Source organism: Gluconobacter roseus (genome assembly GCF_046058915.1).
GTDB classification, from domain to species: domain Bacteria; phylum Pseudomonadota; class Alphaproteobacteria; order Acetobacterales; family Acetobacteraceae; genus Gluconobacter; species Gluconobacter roseus_A.
Genome location: NZ_CP175538.1, coordinates 562,247 through 579,754, shown reverse-complemented (window position 1 = coordinate 579,754; position 17,508 = coordinate 562,247). Strand labels below are relative to the sequence as shown.

The 17,508-nt window shown below is 60.7% G+C and carries 15 protein-coding genes and 2 pseudogenes; 7 read left to right on the top strand and 10 right to left on the bottom strand.

The features are described from left to right. Positions 1-22 precede the first annotated feature (22 nt). From ACJ2A4_RS02735 to ACJ2A4_RS02725, 3 genes are read right to left on the bottom strand one after another with little or no spacing between them, the layout of a single operon-like run. Positions 23-1,534, bottom strand: a complete 1,512-nt coding sequence (locus ACJ2A4_RS02735) for an efflux transporter outer membrane subunit (RefSeq protein WP_408873519.1) — start codon at positions 1,532-1,534, stop codon at positions 23-25. After that, positions 1,531-2,526 (bottom strand): HlyD family secretion protein, encoded by a 996-nt coding sequence (locus ACJ2A4_RS02730; RefSeq protein ID WP_408873518.1) that lies wholly within the window; start codon positions 2,524-2,526, stop codon positions 1,531-1,533. Before ACJ2A4_RS02730 ends, ACJ2A4_RS02735 begins: the two co-directional genes overlap by 4 nt. A gap of 16 nt (positions 2,527-2,542) precedes the next feature. After that, positions 2,543-4,219 carry an MFS transporter gene (locus ACJ2A4_RS02725; RefSeq protein ID WP_408873517.1) on the bottom strand — a complete coding sequence of 559 codons (1,677 nt, stop codon included), beginning with the start codon at positions 4,217-4,219 and terminating at the stop codon, positions 2,543-2,545. 166 nt (positions 4,220-4,385) lie between these two features. Here ACJ2A4_RS02725 and ACJ2A4_RS02720 point away from each other — a divergent pair. The 3 genes and pseudogenes from ACJ2A4_RS02720 to ACJ2A4_RS02710 form a co-directional block, all read left to right on the top strand. After that, positions 4,386-4,847, top strand: a pseudogene (locus tag ACJ2A4_RS02720) (LysR family transcriptional regulator); the annotation flags it as partial. Between the two features lie 78 nt (positions 4,848-4,925). Continuing rightward, entirely contained in the window at positions 4,926-6,005 is a 1,080-nt protein-coding gene (locus tag ACJ2A4_RS02715; protein ID WP_408873516.1) for an IS5 family transposase, read from the top strand. Between the two features lie 135 nt (positions 6,006-6,140). Beyond that, a pseudogene (locus ACJ2A4_RS02710) lies at positions 6,141-6,584 on the top strand (NAD(P)H-dependent oxidoreductase); the annotation flags it as partial. Between the two features lie 37 nt (positions 6,585-6,621). On the opposite strand, the gene ACJ2A4_RS02705 reads toward ACJ2A4_RS02710, so the two are convergent. Beyond that, positions 6,622-7,779, bottom strand: coding sequence for an iron-containing alcohol dehydrogenase (locus ACJ2A4_RS02705; RefSeq protein WP_408873515.1), 1,158 nt, complete (start codon positions 7,777-7,779; stop codon positions 6,622-6,624). A gap of 221 nt (positions 7,780-8,000) precedes the next feature. Here ACJ2A4_RS02705 and ACJ2A4_RS02700 point away from each other — a divergent pair, with 221 nt between their 5' ends. Together ACJ2A4_RS02700 and ACJ2A4_RS02695 are read left to right on the top strand one after the other, a co-directional pair. Next, positions 8,001-8,315 carry an antibiotic biosynthesis monooxygenase gene (locus ACJ2A4_RS02700; protein ID WP_062509089.1) on the top strand — a complete coding sequence of 105 codons (315 nt, stop codon included), beginning with the start codon at positions 8,001-8,003 and terminating at the stop codon, positions 8,313-8,315. A 177-nt stretch (positions 8,316-8,492) separates the two neighbouring features. Further along, a complete protein-coding gene (locus tag ACJ2A4_RS02695) occupies positions 8,493-10,031 on the top strand; it encodes an aldehyde dehydrogenase family protein (protein ID WP_408873514.1) in 1,539 nt (512 codons plus the stop codon). On the opposite strand, the gene ACJ2A4_RS02690 is transcribed toward ACJ2A4_RS02695, so the two are convergent. The 5 genes from ACJ2A4_RS02690 to ACJ2A4_RS02670 form a co-directional block, all read right to left on the bottom strand. Then, entirely contained in the window at positions 10,032-10,511 is a 480-nt protein-coding gene (locus ACJ2A4_RS02690; RefSeq protein ID WP_408873513.1) for a retropepsin-like aspartic protease, read from the bottom strand. Then, a complete protein-coding gene (locus tag ACJ2A4_RS02685; protein ID WP_408873512.1) occupies positions 10,508-11,095 on the bottom strand; it encodes a hypothetical protein in 588 nt (195 codons plus the stop codon). The genes ACJ2A4_RS02690 and ACJ2A4_RS02685 overlap by 4 nt, the downstream gene beginning before the upstream one ends. Positions 11,096-11,191: 96 nt before the next feature. Further along, on the bottom strand, positions 11,192-12,724 hold the full coding sequence (locus ACJ2A4_RS02680; protein ID WP_408872780.1) for an efflux transporter outer membrane subunit: 1,533 nt from the start codon (positions 12,722-12,724) through the stop codon (positions 11,192-11,194). A gap of 1 nt (position 12,725) precedes the next feature. Then, a complete protein-coding gene (locus ACJ2A4_RS02675) occupies positions 12,726-13,637 on the bottom strand; it encodes an HlyD family secretion protein (protein ID WP_194260951.1) in 912 nt (303 codons plus the stop codon). Between the two features lie 12 nt (positions 13,638-13,649). Continuing rightward, entirely contained in the window at positions 13,650-13,844 is a 195-nt protein-coding gene (locus ACJ2A4_RS02670) for a DUF1656 domain-containing protein (protein ID WP_062499659.1), read from the bottom strand. Between the two features lie 232 nt (positions 13,845-14,076). Between ACJ2A4_RS02670 and ACJ2A4_RS02665 the strand changes: the two genes are divergently transcribed. Further along, the gene (locus ACJ2A4_RS02665; RefSeq protein ID WP_408873511.1) at positions 14,077-14,559 is read left to right on the top strand and encodes a MarR family winged helix-turn-helix transcriptional regulator; all 483 of its coding nucleotides are present in this window, start codon (positions 14,077-14,079) and stop codon (positions 14,557-14,559) included. Between the two features lie 15 nt (positions 14,560-14,574). Then, complete coding sequence (locus ACJ2A4_RS02660; protein WP_408873510.1) at positions 14,575-16,746, top strand: FUSC family protein; 2,172 nt, start codon at positions 14,575-14,577, stop codon at positions 16,744-16,746. 3 nt (positions 16,747-16,749) lie between these two features. Here ACJ2A4_RS02660 and ACJ2A4_RS02655 read toward each other — a convergent pair whose 3' ends face one another. Then, positions 16,750-17,442 (bottom strand): GntR family transcriptional regulator, encoded by a 693-nt coding sequence (locus ACJ2A4_RS02655; protein ID WP_408873509.1) that lies wholly within the window; start codon positions 17,440-17,442, stop codon positions 16,750-16,752. Positions 17,443-17,508 lie beyond the last annotated feature (66 nt).

Sequence of the window (17,508 nt, the reverse complement as noted above, 5' to 3'; positions counted from 1 at the left end):
ACAGTGTCTGTGAGGATGGACGTCAGGATTTCTGCGTCCATCCTCCCCCCAGTGCCCGGTACAGATGGGCTACGGAAACAGATACGGCAGCGCTGGATTCAGCCAGCGCGCTTCGGCTCGACAGAAGGGCATTCTGCGTCGTCAGGACGTTGAGGAAGTCTCCGGCACCCTGACTGTACTGAAGCTGCGCGATATGCACGGCGGTTTCGTCTTCCGAAACCGTTTCTTCCAGCCGGTTCCGGCGCTCCTGCGCGGCACTCAGATCCGCCATGGAATCATCGACTTCTTCCCAGGCTTTCAGAAGCGTGCGCTGTAAGGCAATCGCGGCTTCCTTCTGCTGGGCCCGACGCAGATGAAGCTGCCCCGTCAAACGCCCGCCTTCGAACAGCGGCAGCGTCATGGTCGGGCCGAACCCATATTGTCGGGACGCCCATGAGCCCAAGCCACTAAACTGCAACGCCTGAATATCGAGACTGCCCGAGAGCGTTACGCGCGGGAAAAAGTCAGCGACCGCCACGCCGATACTGGCTGTTGCGGCATGGAGATGATCCTCGGCGGCCCGCACATCCGGGCGCCGCTCGGCCAGTTCGGAGGGCAGACCAACCGGAATGATATCGGGAACGGGCGGGATCGTCTGGGACGATCCAAGTCTGTCCTTCAGTGCGCCGGGCTCCCGCGCCGTCAGAAAGCTCAGCGCGTTCACGAGATGCACTTCCTGACTTTTCAGGACCGGAAGACGCGCCTCGAAGCCATGCATCTGCCCGCGGGAATAGGCCACGTCGAGCTTCGTTGCCGTACCCTGTGCGAAACGTAGTTCCGTCAGCTTTACGCTGTGCCGGGCGATATCGATGCTTTGCTGGGTAATGCCGATCTGCGTCTGGATATTGCGCAGGTTCAGGTAATCCTGCGCGGTCTCGGCCATGAGCGAAACCAGCACATCGCGGCGCAGTTCGTCCGTTTCATGCATGGCCGCCGTCGCCGCTTCGACCTGCCGGCGGACATGCCCCCAGAAATCAACTTCCCAGGATGCACTCAGCCCGTATTGCGGCAGGTTGAACGACGGATTGCCTTTTGCGCCATCCGCCGCGGCCGGGCCGAAACCCTGTTCACCGCTGGCGACTTCGCCCGGCCCGGCCTGTTGCATGGTCCCCAGAAGACCAAGGATACCGTTCGTGCTGGCGCGTTCGCGGGCATAGGACGCAGCTCCTTCCATATGCGGCATCTGAGCGGCGCTTGCGATCTTCCGTTCAGCCTGACTTTCGGTGAAATGCAGGGCGGCTTCGCGCAGGTCGAGGTTGTTGCGCGCGACATCCTCTTCAAGCGCCGTTAGCGTCGGATCACGATAGATCCGCCACCATTGCGCTTCAATGGCAGAGGTTTCCTGCGGGTGGCTTGCGGCTGGTGTGAGGCTCTGGTGCCAGTGCGCGGGTGCATGCGGATCAGGACGATGATAATCCGGCCCCACCGTGCAGGCGGACAGTGCGGTCAGGGCCAGAAGAAAGCAGCGGGAAGGCTGGAACAGGGAAGGGCTCATTTCCAGAGATACCGCTCGTCATGGGAATGGATGCCCTCAGGCGTGGAGGACGTGTCGATCCGCGCTTCGACGGACATACCGACGCGCACTTTCTCCGCCAGAGGCTGGCCGGGATCGAAGGTCAGCTTAACCGGCACGCGCTGCACGACTTTGGTGAAGTTACCCGTCGCATTGTCCGGCTGGATGGCGGCGAAAGCCACGCCCGTTGCGGGGGCCAGACTGTCCACATGCGCCTTGAGCGGATGGCCGGGGAACGTATCAACCCAGATCGTCGCGCTCTGGCCCGTCTGGACCTTCGTCAGCTGCGTTTCCTGAAAATTCGCCAGCACATAGGCCTTGCGGACCGGTACAACAGCTAACAGCCCCGTGCCTGGATGGACATACGCACCAACGCGCACGCCACGCTCGCCGACCACGCCGTCCACGGGAGCAGGAATGGTGCAGTAGGACAGGTTCAGTTCGGCCTGATGCTCCGCGCTCTGAGCTTTCAGAAGCGCACCCTGCGCCTTTTCAAGCTGCCGGGCTTCCGCGCCCTGCTGCTGCTCAATCGTGCTGGCTCCGCCTGCCGAGAGATTGCGATACCGCGCCGCATTCTGCCGGGCGAAGACCAGCGCGGCCTCGTCGGACTGTACGGTATATTTCGCCGCATCGACGATGGAGCCCTGACGGTTCAGCAAGGCCCGAAGGTTATCCACGTCACCCTGCGCTGCGGCGGTATCACCATGGGCGGCGCCTAAAGCCGCGCGGTAATCGTCGTCCTCGATATGGGCGAGTTCTTCCCCGGCATGGACGTATTCGTTGTCCTCCGCCAGCACGCGGTCGATACGGCCCGAAACTTTCGGAGCCACGGTCGTGAAATCGGCCGTGACATAGGCGTCGTTGGTTTCCTGACGGATGCCGTCACCCACGAAGAAGCGGTCAGCCGTCCAGGCCAGACCCGTCAGGACAATGACCGCACATCCGGCCAGAAGAATGGGTTTTCCGTAAATCATGTTCGAGGCAGGTCCGTCAGTGTGCGGGGCTGGGAATGGAGGAAGGGGCCGGTTCGGGATCCGGTTCGCGGGCCGCGGCAGGAATGGCGGGAGCAGGTCCCTTGCCGGGCGGATAGACCCGTTTCGGCAGCACGGCGGTCAGCGCGATGTAGAAAATGCAGATGCACATCACGACGAAATAGATGTCCACCAGCGCCAGCGTGATCGACTGCTCGTGCAGATAGGTGTGGAAGATCTGAAGCGTATTGCGCGCCACATGATCGCTGTCGGGCGATGTGTTGCTGATTGCCGCATGAATCGGATCGCCCATGCCCGAGAGCGACGTGGCGTTATTGCCCGCCCGGTCCAGCAGTATGGTGGAGTGATACTGTTCCCGGCGGCGCAGCAGGATTTCGAAAATGGCGGTTGCGAACGCATTGGCCATGCCCTTGAGCATGTTCACCATGCCCGAGATGAACGGCCCGTCCGCCGGACCAAGGGACATGGTCGCCAGCATCAGCACCGGGATCACGACCATCGGCTGGCCGAAGATCTGAAGTCCCTGCATGACGTAGAAATTGTCCCGCACCCAGTCCGGCGTCAGCCAGGTGCCGAGGAAGGCCGAGAGCGCCAGGCACGACATGCCAAAGGCCAGCACATAGCGGCAGTCCACCCGCGCGGAATTGCAGAGTGCTGCCGTCAGCGGAAGCATGATGAGCTGGGGCAGGGCCACCGTCAGCGCGACCGGGGCTGCCTGGATCGGACGGTATCCTCGCACGGCTTCGAGATACGTCATCGGCACTTCGAGCATCAGCCCGCAGATGATGAGTACCGCAACCAGTGTGAGGAGTGACATCGTGATGTTGCGGTTTTTCCAGTACTGAAGCCGGAAAAACGGGCTGTGATGATGCCATTCATGGAACAGGAACCCTACGAACAGCGCGCCGCCCCAGAACGTCAGATGGGAAATGATGGGTGAGCGGAACCAGTCCAGCCGGTCCCCCTGATAGAGCACTGTCACCACGCAGATGATGGACGGCACGCCAATAAAGAAGCCGCGCCAGTTGAACTTTTTGAACCGTTCGAGATGCACAGGATCGCGCGGCAGCCCGTAAGCCATCATGGCGATGGCGATAATGCTGAAGGGAATGACTTCCCAGTACAGCCAGCGCCAGCCCACATGCTCGAACCACATCGCTTCCAGCGGACCACCCAGATTGGGGCCGAACGTAGCACTCATTGCATAGCCACCAATGCCGAACACCTTGATGGGAGGCGGCAGGTATTTGAGCATGACCGTCATCAGGACGGGCGGCAGGCATCCGGCACTCAGCCCCTGGGCCGCGCGGAGAAAACACAGCGAGATCATATCCGGCATGAAGGGCAGGGGGATCGACAGCATCGCCAGCACGGCCGTCATGAAGATCGAAAACCGGTAGATCGAGAACGTCATGTAGAACCAGGGCGTGAACGCCATGGCCGCGATGTTGAAGGATTCATAAATCGAGGTGAACCACGTCCCCTCGTCATGCCCGATATGCATGGCGCCCCGGATGTCGGTGAGGCCGATTTCCGTGATGTGTTCGTTGAAACCGGCCACATGAACGGCCAGCAGCATTCCCAGACAGCCAATGATCGTCCGCATGCCGAAAGGCGGGATGTATGAAGGCTGGGCAGGTGGTGCGCCTGCGGGAGGTGAAGCTGCTGGGTCCATGGGGTCTCTTCCGTTTCCCAAAAGCCCCTATCCGGAGTGTATGAGTCCGAAAACCCACATTTGCAGCAAGTGACGTTTCCATTTTCCGGAAGGGTTCAGGAAACCCTTCCATTTTTACACGAATGCGTGAAAATGGGTCTGAAACCCGCAGGAAACGGAGTGCGAGATGGCGAAGCGGACCGATAGCCACAGACGCTACGATCTTGATCTTTTGCGCTATCTTCAGGTTCTGGTGGAGGAAGAGAGCGTCTCACAGGCTGCACGACGCCTGAAGGTGAGCGACGCCGCCATGAGCCGTCATCTCGCCACGCTTCGGACCGTGTTCGGCGACCCGATCCTGGTTTTGTCCGGCCGCCGCATGATGGCGACAAGCTTTGCCAACCGCATCCGCGACCGCGTCCAGACCATCGTGCGGGATGCTGATGCGCTCGTGAACGACAGCGAAACGCTCAACCTGCGCCATCTTTCGCCGCGCTTCACGATCCGGGCCAATGACCTGATCGTAGGGGCTTTTGGGAACGCGATCCTGATGGCTCTCAAGCAGGATTGCCCGGAATGCAGCATCGTCTTTTCGCCCGAAACGGAGGAGCCAGCCAGTGAAGCCCTGCGCAACAGCCGGATCGACCTGGAGGGTTCGAAAAACCCCCTGGTATTGAGGTCTGCTCTGTGATTCCATTTCCCCTTAGTTGATTGGGGATGATGAAAGATGAAGCAGCCGGGTTTCTTTGATGTTGAAGAACGGCTTGCCCGCTTGAGCGGGCTTGGTGATCAGCTCGAAGCATTTTCCCGGACTGTGGATTTTGAAGTCTTCCGCCCTGACCTGGAGAAGGCTCTGGCCTATTCAGACGGAAGTAAAGGCGGACGACCGCCATTTGATCCGGTGCTGATGTTCAAAATTCTGGTGATCCAGACGCTCAACAATTTGTCTGATGAGCGGACGGAATATCTGATCAACGATCGCCTCTCCTTTATGCGTTTCCTTGGTCTGGGACTTTCGGATCGGGTGCCGGATGCCAAAACGGTCTGGCTGTTCCGCGAGCGTCTGACCCAGGCGGGTGCGATCGAAGGGCTGTTCAACCGCTTTGATGCGACCCTGCGCAACGCCGGTTATCTCCCGATGTCCGGCCAGATCCTGGATGCCACACTGGTGGCTGCTCCAAAGCAGCGCAATACGAAGGCTGAGAAAGCGGATCTCCGGGCAGGACGTCTTCCAGAAGACTGGCAGGACAAACCCGCAAAGCTGTCGCACAAGGATCGTCATGCACGATGGACACTGAAGTTCACGAAGGCGAAGCGGCAGGACGATGGAACCATACCGTCGAGCGATCTCGCCATCCCGTTCTTTGGCTACAAATCCCACGTCTCCATCGACCGGAAGTTTCGGTTCATCCGAAAATGGAAGACGACGGATGCCGCCGCCAGTGATGGTGCGCGATTGAGAGAGGGGCTGTTAGATAAAACCAATACGGCCTCAAGCGTTTGGGCTGATACAGCTTATCGCTCGAAAGCGAATGAGGACTTCATGGACAAAGAGGGTTTTGTCTCAAAGGTTCACAGAAAAAAGCCGCATCTCAAGCCTATGCCCCGACATATCCAGAAATCGAATGCTGGAAAGTCCGTGATCCGATCGCGCGTCGAGCACGTCTTTGCCGACCAGAAATCACAGACGGGATTGTTCATCCGAACTGTCGGTATCACCCGGGCCACCATGAGGATCGGGCTGGCCAATATCGTCTACAACATGCGCCGCTTCCTCTTCCTCGAAAGATTGAACGCGAGCGCATAGTCATCCAGCGGGAGAGCAGTCCCCGATCTGCTCAAAACGCAGATCAAAAGCTCCCCCAAAAACCGTCAATCAAATCGCCAAAAGCCTGAAATCACGAGCCAGGCGCATCAACCAACGGTTCTTCGATCCCTCCACGTGGAGCAGGAAGTCGAAAACTTCATGTGGGCTGATCTGGTTATCTACCAGTGCCCCGGCTGGTGGATGGGGGTGCCCTGGACCGTCAAGAAATACATGGACGAGGTTCTGACGGCCGGGCATGGAAAGCTCTACGCCAATGATGGCCGCAGCCGGTCCCATCCCGAGCGCAAATATGGCTCGGGCGGTCTCGTTCAGGGCAAGCGTTATATGCTCTCCGTCACCTGGAATGCACCGGAAGAGGCTTTCACTGATCCGGAGCAGTTCTTTGAAGGCCGTGGTGTGGACGGGGTCTATTTCCCGTTCCACAAGGCCCATGAGTTTCTGGGCATGTCTGCCCTGCCGACTTTTCTGGCTACAGACGTGATGAAGGCACCGAATGTGGATGCCACTCTCGCGGCCTATCATCAGCACCTGCAGGATGTCGTCGGCACGGCATCCTGAGCAGAGAAGGGGGCAGCCGGTGAGCTGCCCCGGCTTTTTACAGGCTCATTTGCAGGACGCGGCGGCTGACATCCGGTGTGATATCCGCATGTTCGCCCAGCGCGGTCATGCCATGCGCCTCAAGCTGCCTGATCAGAGGCTCGATGGCGTCCTCGCCAATCTCGTAGGCTGACAGGCGCGTCGGAATGTCCAGACTTTCGAAAAACTCTTCGGTTCGTAAGATAGCGGCTTCGATCCGCTCGTCTTCCGTGCCCTCATGCAGGTTCCAGACGCGGGTAGCGTACTGAAGCAGCTTGCCGCGCTTGGCGTCTTTCCGTGCGCGCAGCATGGAGGGCAGGACGATCGCGAGCGTCCGGGCGTGGTCGATATCATACCGTGCCGTCAGCTCATGGCCGATGCTGTGCGTGGACCAGTCTTCCGGCATGCCGACACCAATGATTCCGTTGAGAGCCAGTGTTGCGATCCACATGAAATTGGCACGCAGCGTATAGTTCTCAGGCTCTTTCAGGACTTTTGGCCCGATTTCGATCAGGCTGAGGAGCAGACCTTCGGCAAAACGGTCCTGCGCCAGCCCATCGGCCGGATAGGTCAGGTACTGCTCCATGATGTGGACGAAAGAGTCCACGACACCATTCGCAACCTGCCGGACGGGCAGGGAATAGGTGCGTGTCGGGTCCAGCACCGAGAAGCGCGGGAAGACATGCGGGCTGCCGAAGGCCAGCTTCTCGCGCGTGGACTGACGGGTAATGACGCTGAAGCTGTTCATTTCCGAACCCGTCGCCGGCAACGTCAGCACGGTGCCCAGCGGCATCGCGGCTTTGACGTTCGCGCCATGCGTCGTGAGGATGCTCCACGGATCACCTTCGAAATCCACGGCTGCGGCCACGAACTTGGTCCCGTCAATCACTGAGCCTCCGCCCACGGCCAGCAGGAAATCCAGCTTGTCTGTCTGAATGAGGTCCACAGCCTTCATCAGGGTCTCATAAGTCGGATTGGCTTCAATTCCGCCGAATTCCCGCGTGTACCGCCCTTCGAGTGCCTTGCGGACTTCCGGGAGCGTGCCGTTGCGCTCTGCACTCGATCCGCCAAACAGGATCAGGACGCGGGCTTCGGCCGGGATATGCTCCGCCAGTTTCGGGATCGTGTTCTCGCCGAAAATGATGCGAGTGGGATTATAGAATTCGAAATTCTGCATGGGTCCTGACTTCAAGATGAATGTTCTGACTGCGCCGTTTTCGACGCGGGACATGCGGTCCAGCAAAAGCCACCGCAGGGTCCTGCTTTCCTTCCACCCTAACCGGTTTGAGGGCCGTGTCCCAGACCGGAAGAGGGTCGCAAGGAAAACCCGGCTGTGGCCCGACCGTTATATTGACTGCCGGGCACGGAGCCGGTGAGGCGAAAAGCGAGGATATTCCGATGTATATTGCCATGAACCGCTTCAGGGTCCGGCCAGACAGCGAAGAGGCCTTTCGTAAGAAATGGCTGGATCGCGACGTCCTTCTCAGAACTGTCCCCGGATTTGTCAGCTTCCAGTTTCTGCGTGGACCGGCAATGGAAGACTACGTCCTTTATGCCTCGCACACCGTCTGGGCGTCCTACGATGCCTTTATCGGCTGGACGCGATCGGAGGAGTTTCGCGCCGCCCATGCCGGTGCAGGGCAGGGACCGGTTCTGACTCTTGGTCCTCCGGTTTTCGAAGGCTTTCAGGTTCTTCAGGATATCGAGGCCTGAGCTTCGGCCCATGAAGCGTTTGAAAATGTCCGCTCTGGCTGCGTCATCTTGACGAACCTGTCGTAACGGTTTGTGAATAGAACGAACGCGGGATCGGGCCTGAAACGATTTTTGGTCAGGTCTATGCAGACCCGGACGTGTCATGCGTCCGGAATGAGATCCAGGACAAGAAGAATAATGACGGCCTCTCTTCGTTCCGAAGTAAAAACGCTCCTCGACAGTCTTGATGTGTCAGCCGATCTCTACATGGGCGGCAGCTTGACAGTGAAATCGCCCCTGACGGGAGACGTGATTGCCGAGGTCGCGGAAACTAGCACGGAACAGGCGAAGGCCGCGATTGCCAGTTCGGTTGATGCATTCAAGGCATGGCGTCAGGTGCCGGCTCCGCGCCGTGGCGAGCTCGTGCGCCTGCTGGGCGAAGAGCTTCGGGCGAACAAGGAGGCGCTCGGACGCCTCGTGACGCTGGAAGTGGGCAAGGTGCCGTCCGAAGGTCTGGGCGAAGTGCAGGAAATGATCGACATCTGCGACTTCGCGGTCGGTCTGTCCCGCCAGCTTTACGGCCTGACAATCCAGTCCGAACGTCCCGATCATCGCCTGACGGAGCAGTGGCATCCTGCCGGGCCGGTGGGCATCATTTCGGCGTTCAATTTTCCGGTTGCGGTCTGGTCCTGGAATGCCGCGCTGGCGCTGGTCTGCGGTGACAGCGTGATCTGGAAACCTTCGGAAAAGACCCCGCTGACCGCGCTGGCCACCCAAGCCCTGTTCCTGAAAGCCGCAACCCGTTTTGGCAGTGACGCACCGGCCGCGCTCAGCACGCTTCTGGTCGGTGGTCGCGAGATCGGCGAACTGATGGTGGAAGACCGTCGCGTTCCTGTCATCTCGGCGACGGGTTCGACACGGATGGGCCGCGATGTCGGTGAGCGTGTGGCGCGGCGTTTCGGGCGCTCCATTCCGGAACTCGGCGGCAATAATGCGTCCATCGTCACACCCTCCGCTGATCTGGATCTGACGCTGCGGGCCGTTGCTTTCGGTGCCATGGGAACGGCTGGTCAGCGCTGCACGACGCTGCGTCGTCTGTTCGTGCATTCCAGTGTCTATGACACGCTCGTGCCGAAGCTGGTCAATGTCTACAAGGCGATTTCGGTCGGCAATCCGGTCGAGGGGGACGCGCTCGTTGGTCCGCTGATCGATGCAGCCTCCTTCAGGATGATGCAGGACAGCCTGAAGGCTGCTGCGGATGCAGGTGGCACGGTTCATGGCGGAACGCGCGTCGATGTGAACGGTGAGGCGTCGTTCTATGTCCGTCCGGCAATGGTCGAGATGCCGTCGCAGACGGGGCCGGCTCTGGAAGAAACCTTCGCGCCGATCCTGTATGTCATGAAATATGACACGCTTGATGAAGCCATTGCGCTTCAGAACGATGTGGTGCAGGGGCTGTCATCCTCCATCTTCGCGACCGATATCCGCGAGGTTGAGCAGTTCCTGTCGGCCCAGGGTTCCGACTGCGGTATTGCGAACGTCAATATGGGGTCGTCCGGCGCAGAAATCGGCGGGGCTTTTGGGGGCGAGAAGGAAACCGGTGGCGGTCGTGAGTCCGGTTCCGATGCGTGGAAGGCCTATATGCGTCGGCAGACCAACGCAATTAATTATGGCCGGACCCTGCCGCTTGCGCAGGGTGTGAAGTTCGATGTGGATGGCGGCTCGGCGGATGCCTGATCACGGATTTCCAGAGGGGTGGGGCGCAGGCTTCGCTCCTTGGTCCGGTGTGGGCGGCGCCTGCTTTTCCTCGCTGGCATGCGTGATGCTAAGCCGGTCATGGGTCGGTGACCAGGGGAGAGCCTTCTCTTCGACATAGCCCGGCGGGGGTATGAAATCCTCAAGCCAGAGCCTGCCCTTCATGGGATTGATCAGGACGTTGAAGTGCTTGAGGATGTCCATTCCCAAGATATTGAATTCTGCATCCGGGACGACATCCAATGTGATGTCATGAAGCGTGTGCGAGCCGAGTTGCAGCGTACTGAAATGATGCCTGTGCCCGAGCAGGACGTCGCCGGCGCCGACGCGGATCTCGTCATCCTGCGCGAGCATGCGCCGTGAAATGCCCATTTTCCGCGCTACCCACTGCTGGATGATGGAGCGGTTGGCGCTGGTGTTGATCTGCATATCCACCTTGTGCCCGTCCAGCACGGCCGTCATCTGATTGAGCTGGGGGACTCATCATCGAACGAAACCAGGGGAATGAAGGGTCCCGGATCTTTCAGGAGCGTTCCGATATCCGGGCAGTCGGGTGCTGTGTCATAGATAAAAATGGCCATTTCCCGGGAGTATCGGTCGATCAGGACATGATAATTCCCGAGAATGTCCCATCCAATATCCACCATCAGGAGCAGACCGTCCGGAGCTCTCGGAGGGCGCTCATCGACCAGAAGGGCCGTCAGATCCTTGAGGGAGGACTGACCGATCTGGAGACTTTCGACGTGAGTTGAATAGTTTCCGCCCGTTCCCGTGACGGACATGGTTCTGACGGGATCCTGCCGGTAGAAGCCAAATCCTTTCGCGTTCCAGACGCTTGTCCGCGTGGTGAAGGTCGAAAAGAAAGCGCCGACATCATGGTCGTTGACCCGGACATGAATGACGGGAGCGCCAGCGGGATTGAGAAAAGGCAGGACTTCGCTTGTCACGACACAGTCGTGAATGGATCTGGCCTGGGCGGACGGAATGAAGGCGAGCAGAGCGAAAAAGGCAGAGGAAATATTCCGCCTGAAAGACAGTCTGCCCATCACTGATCCTAACTCAAGGGCGAGGTAACCCTGCCAGAACCTTGTCCCGTTTTGCAGTAAAAGCCAAATGCTTTCACGCGGATGCTGTGTCCTGCCTTACCGGGTAAAGGCTCGGACGAAGGCGTTCTGCTGTTTGACTTCGACGGGGAGTCTGGTGTCGGTGAGGGCCTTGCCCTGCCATCCGGCGCCGAGGGCGACGTAAAGGGCGACGGCGTTGCGGACGCGGGCGAGGCGGCCGACGACGGCCTGGTCCTCGGCGGACAGGGCGGTCTGCTCGGTCGTCAGCACGTTCAGGTAGCCGGTCAGACCGGCCGTGAACAGCTTCTGCGCGCGGTCGCGGGCGAGGCCGGCATCGACGGAAGCCTGGTTCAGCTCCTCGACCAGCTCGGCATTATGCCGCCAGTCGCCCATCGCATCCTCGACTTCCGCAAAGGCCTTCAGCACCGTCTTGCGGTAGGTCAGACGGCTGCCCTCGGCCTCGGCCCGGGCCTGCGCGATCGCAGCGGTGTAACGGCCGCCATGGATGACCGGCAGCGTCGCCATCATCATAAAGCTCCACGCCATGCCGCCCGCCTGGAATGCCTGATAGGCGGCAGACGCGTTCGGGTTGAACGTCAGCGGGATCATGAATTTCGGATAGAGGTTCGACACCGCAATGCCCACACGCGCCGTATCGGCGGCGTATTCGGCTTCGGCCACGCGGATGTCGGGGCGGTTGGCGAGCACGATCGAGGGCAGGCTGTCGGGGAAGTGCGGCAGGGCCGGGATCGGACGGCGCTTTTCCAGCTCTTCCTCAAGCTGGCCCGGCATGTCGCCGACAAGGACGGCGATGGCATGCATCAGCCGCTCTTCCTGCTCGTGCAGTGGCGCCAGACGCGAGCGTTCGAGATGCTCTTCCGTCTGGGCTTGCGCCACGGCCAGCGTGTTGCCCAGACCATGGGTGTAAAGCTTTTCGGTCAGTTCGCGCGAGCGCACGGCCACGTCGATGGCGCGTTCGGTGACGGTCAGACGCTCCTGCACGGAGCGCAGCGTCACGTAATCCGTGGCCATCTCGGCCAGCAGTGCAAGAAGGACCGCACGCCGGTTCTCGATCAATTCCTCGACGATCCGCTTGCGCTCTTCCACCTGCCGGGAAATATGCCCGAACAGGTCGATCTCCCAGCTCGCCCGCGCACCATAGGTCAGCACCGAGGCTTCCGGACGGTTGGCGGGATTGCCCGGACGGATCGGCCAGTTATCGACGTTGATGGAGTAGCGGTCATCGCCACCACCCGCGGCCACATCAAGCTGCGGATACCAGGCCGACTGCGCCTGACGGCGGACGGCGCGCTCGGCGATGATGTGCTGCGAGGCGATCTGCAGGTCGTAATTGCCCTTGATCGCCTGTTCCACCAACTCGTTGAGCATGGGGTCATGGAACTGCGCCCACCAGTCCTTCATGTCCTCGGCCGACTGCGCCAGCGCATCTGCCGTGGCCGGGTGGGGCTGCTCGACGAAGGCGTCGGGCACCTTGATTTTGTCCGGCTTGAAGTTCGGCCCCACCGTGCACGCTGTCAGCGACAGGCAGGTGCCCAGGGCCAGAGCCACACTGCGAAGGGCTACGGCCCGGGGGAAAGAAGAGCGTGACATGTCAGAGGTGGTTCTGCAGCCAGGTGGTCAGACGCCCGCGCGCACCCGGCGTCTCGCGCCCGATCGTCACCGTGGCCGTCATGCCGGCCGCCAGCGTGATTTCCGGCGGCACGTTGTCAAACTCCAGACGCACCGGAATACGCTGCGCCAGACGCACCCAGGTGAAGATCGGATTGACGTCCGGCAGGCCCAGCTTGTCGGACACGCCGTTCTGGTCGTTGATGCCGCGGCCGATGCTGACGACATGCGCCATGATGATCTGCTTGTAGCCCATCAGCTTGATCCGGGCCTCGTCACCCACATGCACGCCGTGCATCTTGGTTTCTTCGAAGTAGCCGTTGATCCAGTAGCTGTGCGCATCGATCACCGCGAGTCCCGACACGCCGGCATGGGCATAGTCACCCACCCGCAGGTTGAGGTTGGTGATGTAGCCGTCCACCGGGGAATAGACCGTCGAGCGCTGCAGGTTCAGCAGGGCGGTGTTCAGCTCGGCCTTGGCCGCGTTGACCTTGGCGCGCTGGGTTTCAACATTGGAATTGAAGTCTTCTTGCTCTTCCGCCGAGACGATGCCGCCCAGGCCCATACGGCGCTTGGCGTCGGAACTGCGGAGCTTGAGGTCTTCCTCGGCCCCGGCCACCCGGGCGCGGGCGGCGTCGATATCGAGGCGGAAGCGCACCGGATCGAGCACGAAGAGCGGATCGCCCTTGTGAACGAACTGGTTGTCCACGACCGGGACGGCGACCACCGTGCCCGAGACTTCAGGGGCGGCATCCACGACATAGACGCGCACACGGCCGTCACGGGTCCAGGGGGCGAGGACATAGATGTCCCACATCGTGCGCCCCAGTCCGATGGCCAGGGCCAGGACGATGAGGGTCAGCAGGACACGGATCACGCTGCGGGTCCAGTTCATTGCCGACCCCTCCTATACGTAAAGGATGAGTAGACAGAGAACACAGACATAGAGCGCTATTTCAAAGAGGGCGACGTGCCAGAACCATCCCAGCGCACCGGTGCGCCACAGGATGCTTCGCAGCAGCAGTGTCACAAAGACCGCCGCAACAGCATAAATGGAAAGCGGAGCAACGAAAACGCCAAACAGGTTGACTTCAGCCAGCATCAGAAACCGACCCCAACGCCAACCGCCAGACTGCCACACGCCAGACTGTACGCCAATTCGTCCACAACGCTCCTCGCTCAACCTCACCGACTCCCCTTCAGGTCAGGGGGGGCGGCAGGTGATTTCGATCAAAAACTGAACTTCCTGACGGAAATGTCAACCTGATCTGTTCTCAATTCTGATAATGTCATGTAATCAGTTGATATGTCAACAGATGAGGTGTCACCAGAAAATGGCTGTCCAGTATGATCCGTCCATCCTTCGGGACAGCAGTTTTCATGACATGGGACTGACCTTTCATGTCCTGCGTCTGTCCAGCCTGTGGCGGGCGCAACTGGACCGTCTTCTGCGGCCCGAAGGCATGACGCTCGCAACCATGCGACCCATGGCGTACCTGATGGTGATGGGAAACGGGATGAAGCAGAGCGATCTGGCGTCCGTCATGGGGGTGGACAGCTCGGCGCTTGTGCGGGTGCTGGACCATCTAGGCGCGGAGAACCTGATCTCGCGGGAGCCCGATCCGCAGGACAGGCGGTCCAACCTTCTGGTTCTCACGGAAGCCGGGTGCGAGCGATGCCGTCAGTTCCACCGCATCGCGGCGGAACTGGAAGCCCAGCTGACCGAAGGGCTTCCCGACGATGCGGCCGAACTGCTCCGCAGCCAGCTCGGCATGATGGAAGGGAGAGTTTCCCTGTCCGGTTTTTCTTCCTCCTGATTTTCCGGATCCGCCATGCGCAATCCTCTTCGCCAGCTTCTTTCTTTCGACCGCAACAGCGTGCGGTGGCGGAATTTTGTCTCAACGGCGGCTTTTACGGCCAGGGTGTTCCTCTCCATCGGCATTGCGCTCTTCCTTGCGTTCATGATCCAGCTGGAATCGCCGATGAGTACGGTCACGACCGTCCTGATCGTCGCGAACCCGACTGTGGGCGCGCTTGTGTCCAAGAGCGTGTGGCGCATGACCGGAACGGTGATCGGCGCGGCCCTGAGCACGGCGGTCATGGCGATGTTCGTGCAGTCCGCCGTTCTCTATTTCATGGTGCTTTCGGCATTCGTAGGCCTGGCCTGCATGACGGCGACATGCCTGCGCTATTTCCGGGCCTATGCGGCGGTTCTGGCAGGCTACACGATCATCATCGTGGCCGTTCCCGCGTTTACACATCCCGAAAATATCTTCATGTCCGCCATGATGCGCGTGTCGGACGTAGCACTTGGGATCGTGGTGACGGCGGCGGTGTTCATGGTGACGTCGCCGCGTCGGCGTCAGGGAACGATGGACGCACTTTCGGGGGCGTTCCGTGAGACGATCCGCCATGCCCTGGTGTTTCATGAGGGGCTGATGAACCGCTCCGATGCGCAGGATGGTCCGGGTTCGGAACCTGTGGGGACTGAAGGGGCTTTCCGGAGCCTTCCGCAGACAATTTATGACGGGCGGCAGCGTCTTTTGGGGCAGCTGGCACGGCTTGGACCTGCCATTGAATACGCCGCGACGGACAACCCCGATATTCATGCCGGGGTGCGGGGATACCGGCTTGCCGTCAGTCGCATGACGGGGCTTGTCGCGTCCTATCATCCGTACTGGCGTAATCTGGGCGTGGCAAACCTGCTCTCGGCGCCTGTTCATCGTGAAATCCGCGATACGCTGACCGAGCTTCTCGTCCTGACGGAAAGCGCCGGATGGATCGAGCGGCCGCAGGGTGTTCTGGCCTGTCTGGAAGAGTCGCTCGGGCGGCTTGAGGTTCTGGAGGGGGCGGCAACATTCCCTGCGGTTCAGGCATCTGTCGATAATGTCCGCGACATTCTTCTCCAGCTTCGTGAGACGGTCCTGGATCTGTCCAGTCCGCGCGGCCCGCATGTCCGCGTCCGGGTGCTGCCTTATCTGGAATGGATGTCGGCGATCTATAACGGGCTGCGCGGGATGCTGATCGCCTTTCTGGCCTGCATGATCTGGTACATCACCTATTTCCCGACCGGACCGATGATGATCATGTATGTCGTGGCGGCATCGAGCCTGCTGTCCACCGCACCCTCGGCGGCACGGGCCAGTCTGCCGATGGCGATCGGAACGGCGCTGTCGGTTCCGGCCTGCTGGCTGTGCCATATCGCCGCACTTCCCCGCGTGGACGGTTATCCGATGCTCTGGCTGTCGGTCTGTGCCTGCATGCTGCCGGGCGTATGGCTCCAGTTTCATCCGCGTTACGGAGTGGGGGCGTTCGGCTACACGGTCTTTCTGGCCATGCAACTGATGATAACGAATAGCATGGTTCCCGATGATATCACGCTCATCAACACCTGGCTGGCCATCCTGATGGGGTGTGCGCTGCTGGTTCTGGTGTTTCGGGTGATCATGCCGGCCGATCAGCGGCTTTATGCCTCGCGGCTCGTCATTTCCCTTGGCCGCAGCCTCCAGAACCTTTCGGCCCGGCCTGCGGCGAAGGTGCCGTCCTGGATGGTGTGGGAAGGGACGCAGATCCAGAAGGTTTCCATCCTGCTGATGCGGCTGTCTCTGGTGGCGTCTCCGATCGACCGTCAGGGCTATGTCGATGGTGCGTTTGCCGCCCTGTCTCTCGGGCGTCTGCTGATCCGCCTGCGGCAGGCCGTGGAACCGGCTGGGCTAAATGCGCGCGAGAGGGAGGCTCTGGATGTGGCGCTTGCGTCATTCAGAACCCTGCGCCGGGATCCAGTCGGGACGGCTGCGTCTCTCATGGCGGCCGCGGGGCTGATCGGGGCGGGCGAGGCTTCCGGAATGGAAGGTTTGTACCGTGTCCGTCTGGTGTCGTGTCTGGAGCAGATCGCTCATATCATCGACAGTATCCCGGGCTTTTTCCATGCGGATGGCCCGTTGCATCTCTGGTATGACGAGCGGGAACCTGCGACGCTGGTTGCGGTCAATCCGGCGCGGTGAGGATCAGGGCGTTGTCCGCTCGCGGATGACGTCCAGCGACAGGGAGGCGGCTTCGAGAATATGCTGCTTCGTCAGGCGGCCGAGCTCCTCGCCGTCGCGGGCGCGGCAGGCCTGAAGGATCTGGAAATGCTCGGCGTCGGTCGCGGCTTTCCGCCCCGGCAGTTCCAGATGGGCGCGGATATAGCGGTCGAGCCGGGAATGCAGGTCGTGGATCATGCCGTACAACCTCGGGCGTTGTGCCGCGGCATAGATGGCGCCGTGAAACTCCCAGTTCAGACGGCCGGACTGCTCCATCCCCTGGGTGCCGCCTGTTCCGCTGACAAAGGCCTCATACGTGTCCTCGATCCGCGCCAGATCGACACGGGTGAGGGATGTCATTGCCAGTCCGGCCGCCATGCTTTCCAGCGAGGCGCGGATGTCTGAATATTCCAGGATATCCGCCTCGCTCAGTCCCGTGACCACGGCGCCGCGATGGGGCAGGAAAGCGATCAACCCTTCCGCCTCAAGCTGTTTGAGGGCTTCGCGGACCGGAATGGTGGAGACGCCGAAATTGCGGGCAAGCTCCGACTGTCGCATCGGCTGGCCATCGGTCAGGATGCCGTCCGTGATGGCACGGCGCAGGGCGTCCGCGATTTCGAGCGAGGCCGAGCCGCTTTTCGTATCAACAGGTGTAAATTTCGGCTCGGCAGCGCGCATGGGGTCGTCCGTCAGTTGGGGCAGTCCTCTTAGCATGGCCGGCGCGAACGGCCATGCCGGACAGGA

Excerpts from the sequence above, each read along its gene's own strand:
- ACJ2A4_RS02655 (WP_408873509.1), bottom strand. The coding sequence starts at position 17,442 with ATGCGCGCTGCCGAGCCGAAATTTACACCTGTTGATACGAAAAGCGGC.
- ACJ2A4_RS02690 (WP_408873513.1), bottom strand. The coding sequence starts at position 10,511 with ATGACGGCCGTGCTGGACGGGCACAAGGTGGATATGCAGATCAACACC.
- ACJ2A4_RS02665 (WP_408873511.1), top strand. The coding sequence starts at position 14,077 with ATGGCTGTCCAGTATGATCCGTCCATCCTTCGGGACAGCAGTTTTCAT.
- ACJ2A4_RS02685 (WP_408873512.1), bottom strand. The coding sequence starts at position 11,095 with ATGGGCAGACTGTCTTTCAGGCGGAATATTTCCTCTGCCTTTTTCGCT.
- ACJ2A4_RS02705 (WP_408873515.1), bottom strand. The coding sequence starts at position 7,779 with ATGCAGAATTTCGAATTCTATAATCCCACTCGCATCATTTTCGGCGAG.
- ACJ2A4_RS02715 (WP_408873516.1), top strand. The coding sequence starts at position 4,926 with ATGAAGCAGCCGGGTTTCTTTGATGTTGAAGAACGGCTTGCCCGCTTG.
- ACJ2A4_RS02735 (WP_408873519.1), bottom strand. The coding sequence starts at position 1,534 with ATGAGCCCTTCCCTGTTCCAGCCTTCCCGCTGCTTTCTTCTGGCCCTG.
- ACJ2A4_RS02700 (WP_062509089.1), top strand. The coding sequence starts at position 8,001 with ATGTATATTGCCATGAACCGCTTCAGGGTCCGGCCAGACAGCGAAGAG.
- ACJ2A4_RS02675 (WP_194260951.1), bottom strand. The coding sequence starts at position 13,637 with ATGAACTGGACCCGCAGCGTGATCCGTGTCCTGCTGACCCTCATCGTC.
- ACJ2A4_RS02730 (WP_408873518.1), bottom strand. The coding sequence starts at position 2,526 with ATGATTTACGGAAAACCCATTCTTCTGGCCGGATGTGCGGTCATTGTC.
- ACJ2A4_RS02680 (WP_408872780.1), bottom strand. The coding sequence starts at position 12,724 with ATGTCACGCTCTTCTTTCCCCCGGGCCGTAGCCCTTCGCAGTGTGGCT.
- ACJ2A4_RS02670 (WP_062499659.1), bottom strand. The coding sequence starts at position 13,844 with ATGCTGGCTGAAGTCAACCTGTTTGGCGTTTTCGTTGCTCCGCTTTCC.
- ACJ2A4_RS02660 (WP_408873510.1), top strand. The coding sequence starts at position 14,575 with ATGCGCAATCCTCTTCGCCAGCTTCTTTCTTTCGACCGCAACAGCGTG.
- ACJ2A4_RS02725 (WP_408873517.1), bottom strand. The coding sequence starts at position 4,219 with ATGGACCCAGCAGCTTCACCTCCCGCAGGCGCACCACCTGCCCAGCCT.
- ACJ2A4_RS02695 (WP_408873514.1), top strand. The coding sequence starts at position 8,493 with ATGACGGCCTCTCTTCGTTCCGAAGTAAAAACGCTCCTCGACAGTCTT.